Origin of the sequence: Yersinia sp. 2542 StPb PI, assembly GCF_048593855.1 — a bacterium.
GTDB lineage: Bacteria > Pseudomonadota > Gammaproteobacteria > Enterobacterales > Enterobacteriaceae > Yersinia > Yersinia enterocolitica_E.
In genome coordinates, this window is the sequence record NZ_JAZGQA010000360.1 from 1 (window position 1) to 1,865 (window position 1,865).

Genomic DNA, 1,865 nt, shown 5'->3' on the forward strand with positions numbered 1-1,865 from the left:
CTCGCCACTCTATTTGTAAGCTATTTTAGAAAATTAACAATCTTCTCTCACCAAAGCAGCTAATGTCTGTAAACCAATATCAGCTTGTTCTTCTGTTGCATGACTGAAGTTAAGTCGTAACTGGCCACAGCCCTCTGACGGATATGGCAGGAACGATTCGCCCGGCATAAATGCAATATTTTTTTCGAGTGCTTTAGGCAATAGTTTACGAGTATCAATACAATGATTAAGTGTGAGCCAGAAGAATAACCCACCGGCAGGTTTCTCCCAAGTGGCAAGAGAACCAAAATGGCGTTGTAAAGAGATCTCAAATGCATCACGACGACTCTTATAATATGTGGCCAGTTGGTCCATATGTTCAGCATGGTTGGCGGCACGTAGCTGTTGCAATACCAGCCATTGGCTGATTCGGCTACTGTGTAGATCAGCCGCCTGCTTTAGCCGTGTCAGATAAGGAATTAACTCTGACGAAGCAACCAGATAGCCTAACCGCAATGCCGGGGATAAACTTTTAGAAAAGGACCCCTGATAAATCCACGGTGCGTGCTGTAATAAGGCACATACCGGCTTTCGCTCACACGGATCATAGACCAGGTCATGATAGGGATCATCTTCAAACAGCGGCAACATAAGGTCATCACACGCCTTTGCTAATGTGGCCCGCTGTGTACTATCAAGACAGTGACCACTTGGATTCTGAAAAGTTGGGATGCTGTAGGCAAAAGCGGGCTTTTCTGTTTTGAGTTTATCAATATCAGGTTGAGCCGAATCATAAGCCACAAACTGTGCCCCGAAGAACCGAAATACCTGCAATGCTGCCAAATAAGTGGGCGACTCAACAGCGACAGGTGTTCCTGCATCAATAAATAATTTAGCGACCAGATCAATTCCTTGTTGCGAGCCTGAAATAATCAGGACCTGCTCCTCAGTACAAGATAAACCGCGCCTACATAAATTCTGCGTAATATGCCTGCGCAATTCCGTTTCCCCTTCACTGGCCCCGTATTGCAACATCGATTGCGGCATTCCTTCCAGGTGCAAGTGCGGGAAACTTTCAACCGCAGGCAACCCGCCAGCAAATGAGATCATCCCAGGCCGTTCAATAACAGAGAGTATTTCCCGTATAGGCGAGGGGTGAAGATCGTGCAGCCGTGAGGAAAATCGATTATTCTGATCCACTACAGTCTTATTCATGGCAGTCCTTCCATAAAGGTCAACATATTTGACCTTTATGGACAGTAAAATGGACGGCTGATTACGTCAATAGTATTGACCTAATTATTTTTTAATTTGTGATAAAAATCCGATGGCAACCTCCAAAAACGTCCCGCAACAGGAAGACCAACGACTGCATCAAGCCATCGAACAGTTCTATTTTGGTTATCGGACATTTACTGAACTACCGGATAAATTACTGGCTCAGCGAGGATTAGGTCGGGTTCACCACCGCATCCTGTACTTTGTCGGACACAATCCTGATATCGCCATCAATGCCTTGTTGGGAATTCTGAAAATCAGCAAACAAGCGCTTAATGCACCATTAAAACAATTAGTTAAAATGGAGCTAATCACGGTTACCACCGCCGAATATGATCAAAGAGTGCGGCAGTTATCTCTCTCCCCCGCCGGTAAAAAGCTTGAATCTCAATTAACAGAGACACAAATGCAACTGTTACGACAGGTATTCCAACAACTGGGAAAAGAAACAGAAACAGCGTGGCTGCAAGTTATGCAATGTCTTAATAAGGATTGAGATTAGCATCAAATTATAAGATGTTCTGTGTGAGTTATACTCGAATGAGATTAATGGCTGGCATTTAATAGAAGGGATAAAGAGTGATAGACCATACGGGGATTAACGTTAC

At 44.3% G+C, this 1,865-nt stretch carries 2 protein-coding genes; one reads left to right on the forward strand and one right to left on the reverse strand.

What is annotated here, in order from left to right:
• Positions 1 to 33: 33 nt before the first annotated feature.
• A complete protein-coding gene (locus V1952_RS21585) occupies positions 34 to 1,194 on the reverse strand; it encodes a PLP-dependent aminotransferase family protein (protein ID WP_420075526.1) in 1,161 nt (386 codons plus the stop codon).
• A 112-nt stretch (positions 1,195 to 1,306) separates the two neighbouring features.
• Here V1952_RS21585 and V1952_RS21590 point away from each other — a divergent pair, with 112 nt between their 5' ends.
• Positions 1,307 to 1,753, forward strand: coding sequence for a MarR family winged helix-turn-helix transcriptional regulator (locus V1952_RS21590; protein WP_083159106.1), 447 nt, complete (start codon positions 1,307 to 1,309; stop codon positions 1,751 to 1,753).
• The last annotated feature ends 112 nt before the right edge of the window (positions 1,754 to 1,865 follow it).